The organism is Micromonospora sp. 4G55 (assembly GCF_016803375.1).
In genome coordinates this window covers 1-3,343 of sequence record NZ_JAEVHN010000663.1, presented here as the reverse complement: position 1 = coordinate 3,343, position 3,343 = coordinate 1, and the positions used below count along the sequence as shown (strand labels likewise).

General features: G+C 70.6%; 2 protein-coding genes and 1 pseudogene. 1 reads left to right on the top strand and 2 read right to left on the bottom strand.

Features of this window, described 5'->3' with window-relative positions:
* Positions 1-370 (bottom strand): enoyl-CoA hydratase/isomerase family protein (locus JNW89_RS31920; RefSeq protein ID WP_238451886.1); only part of this gene is annotated, 370 nt, incomplete at its 3' end.
* Positions 371-480: 110 nt separating this feature from the next.
* Positions 481-2,873 (bottom strand): annotated as a pseudogene (locus JNW89_RS31915) (M4 family metallopeptidase).
* 206 nt (positions 2,874-3,079) lie between these two features.
* Between JNW89_RS31915 and JNW89_RS31910 the strand changes: the two are divergent.
* The coding region (locus tag JNW89_RS31910) for a hypothetical protein (protein WP_238451885.1) at positions 3,080-3,343 on the top strand (264 nt) is incomplete at its 3' end.

Sequence of the window (3,343 nt, the reverse complement as noted above, 5' to 3'; positions counted from 1 at the left end):
GGGCGGCGACCCGCAGGTCGCAGGCCACGGCGAGCTGGCAGCCGCCGCCGACGCAGGGCCCCTGCACGGCGGCGATGGTCGGCTTGGCGAAGGCGGCCAGCCGTTCCTCGGCGACGACCGCGATGCTGTGGTCGCCGGCGTCCAGCAACTCGTCCAGGTCGCCCAGGTCGGCGCCGGCGCAGAAGGTGCCGTCCGCGCCGGTGAGCACCAGGGCGCGCACCGCGGGGTCGGCCTCCAGGGCGTCGAGCAGCACCGGCAGCCGTCGCCACATGTCCGGGGTCATCGCGTTGCGCCGGCCCGGGTTCCGGATCGTCACCGTCGCCACCGCGCCGGTCACCTCGACGGTCAGTTCCGCGTCCGACACCGACACCACCCCTTCGGCCGGCCGGCACGCGCCGACCCGGTCCGGCGACCATAACGGCGCGGGCCGACGACCACCCGCGAGGGGTGGCCGCCGGGCCCGCCGACGGCGAGGTCAGGTCAGGAGACGTTGACCGCGGTGTCGTCGACCACGAAGGACGTCTGGAGCGAGGAGTCCTCGGTGCCGGTGAACTTCAGGGTGACGGTCTGGCCGGCGTACGAGGCCAGCGAGAACGACTTCTGCGAGTACCCGGCGGCCTTGTTCAGGTTCGAGTAGGTCGCCAGGGTCGCCAGCACCGTCCCGGAGGAGTTGAGCACCTGCACCTTGAACGTGTCGTACGCGGTGCCGGTGGTGGTCTCCGCCGAGTCGATGTGCAGCCAGAAGGTGAAGTTGTACGACGTGCACCCGGCCGGCAGGGTCACCGCCTGCGAGAGCGTGTCGGTGTGGGTGCTGCCGTAGCCGTCCAGCCAGGCGTTGCGGGTGCCGGTACGGGCGGGCTGGCCGCTGAACGAGCCGATGACGCCCGAGGTCGACGCCCACGGGGTGGTGCCGGACTCGAAGCCGGGGTTGCCGAGCTTCTGGCCGGCGCCGGTGCAGCCGCCACCGGTGCCGTTGACGGTCAGCGTGTAGGTCGCCGTCCGGTTCACCGAACCGGCGCCGGTGACGGTCACCGGGTAGGTGCCGGCCGGGGTGCTGGCCGAGGTGGCGATGGTGAGGGTCGACGAGCCGCCCGAGGTGACCGAGGTCGGGTTGAACGTGGCGGTGGCGCCGGTCGGCAGCCCGGACGCGGAGAACGTCACGGTCTGCGCGGTGCCACTGGTGGTGGCGGTGGCGACGGTGGTCGAGACCGAGCCGCCCGCGGTCACCGAGCCGGAGGTCGGGGAGAGCGAGACGGAGAAGTCGTTACCGGTCGACGAGCAGGGCGCGTCGTTGCCGGAGACGGCCACCGCGGTCCACGCCGCCTGGACGGCCTTGTACTCGGTGGAGCAGTTGCCGTACAGGTCGGTCGCCGCACGGAGGCTGTAGGCCCGGGCGGTGTTCGACGGCGTGGTGGTGTTGACGTACGAAGTGTTGGAGGTGAAGTACACGTCCAGGGCGCGGAACCAGATCTTCTCCGCCTTGGCGCGACCGATGCCGGTCACGGCGGGGGCGGAGCCGCAGACCGGCGAGGTGCCGTACGGGGTGGCGCCGGTGCCCTCGGCCAGGTTGAAGAAGAAGTGGTTGGCCGGGCCGGACGAGTAGTGCACGTCCTTGTTCTTGGTGCTGGTGGTCCAGCAACGGTCGGACGAGCCGTCCAGCGCCGGGTCGTACATGTAGCGCAGCGGCGTGCCGTTGCCGTTGATGTTGATCTTCTCGCCGATCTGGTAGTCACCCGGGTCGGCGGTGGTGTTGGCGTAGAACTCGACCATGGTGCCGAAGATGTCGCTGGTGGCCTCGTTGATGCCGCCGGACTCGCCGGAGTAGGTCAGGCCGCCCGGCACCACGTTCTCGGTGACGCCGTGGCTCATCTCGTGGCCGGCCACGTCGAGGGCGACCAGCGGCCGGGCGTTGCCGGAGCCGTCGCCGTACGTCATCCGGGAGCCGTCCCAGAAGGCGTTGACGTAGTTGCTGCCGTAGTGCACCCGGCTCGGCACGCCGCGGCCGTCGCCGAAGATGCCGTTGCGGGCGTGCACGTTCTTGAAGTAGTCGAACGTCTTGGCCGCGCCGAAGTGCGCGTCGACGGCGGCGGACTGCCGGTTGGAGTTGGTGCCGTTGCCCCAGGTGTTGTCCGCGTCGGTGAACGTCGTGCAGGTCGACGTGCCCTGGTTCATGTCACAGGTGGAGCCGTTGCCGTGCGACGGGTCGATCATCTGGTACGTGCTGCCGGAGAGCGTCGTGTCGATGGTGACCGTGCCCGAGTAGATGCTGTTGCCGGTGCCGGCGACCATCTCGATCTCGTCGTACGAACCGATCACCTTGCCGGTGACGGCGTCGCTGATGACGTGCAGCCGGGACGGGGTCTGGCCGTCGGTGTGCCAGCCGGAGAGCACCGTCTCGTAGGCGAGGCGGCCCGTGCCGGAGCTGGCGTCGACGAAGAGCTCCGGGGCACCGACACTCTCCAGCTTGCCGGAGAACGCCTTCCTGGCCGTCGCCTTGGCTCTGGCCGGCGTGACCTTCGCGCCGGTGCCGAGGGTGAGCGGCGCGGCGAGGCCGACCGAGGAGCCGGCGTAGCCGCCGGTGGGCGTCGTGTGGATGACGAAGTCGCCACCGTAGACGCGGAGGCCCTGGTAGGTGCGGGTGTAGCGGGTGTGCGACGCCCCGCTGGCGTCCACCTTCGTGCGGACGGCCTGGTACGACTCTCCGCTGGCGCCCTGGAGGCGCCGGGGTTGCTGCGGAGCAGGCTCTCAGCACGAGCTGCGGGTGAGGTGTCCGGGGCGGGGGCGGTGGGGGCCGCCTGCGCTGCGGTGGCGACGCAGGTCAGCATGCCGCTGGTAAGCAGCGCTGCGCTGACGGCGGCGAGGGTTCTTTTCACGTGCCCTCCTGACAAGGAAAGATGTGACGGGGGTAGTCACGCATGTAAATATGGCGATACAACAAAGAAAAGAGAAGAGGGGAAGCGCTTCCAACCCGCGACACTGGCCGAACGGAGGATGAGCCCTGGTGAGGGAACCCGGCGGCGTCGATGCACGTCCGAACGGCATGAGATCATCCGTCCTGGCCATTGTCAAGATCGTTACTGTGGCCGGCCTCCTGACCGGCTGCTCAGCAACCGGTTCCGGTTCACCTGCGCCGGCGTCGGACACCCCCACCGGTGGGACCGCCACCGCCACGCCGGGCACCGCCACGCCGGGCACCGCCACCGGCGCCCCCGCCGCGACCGCCTCCCGGGTGACGCTGACCCGTAGCGGCGGCATCGCGGGCGGCGCGGAGACGGTGACCGTGGAACCGGACGCCGATGGACGGCGACCGGTCGCACCGGCGCGACCCGGACCGGTCAGCTCT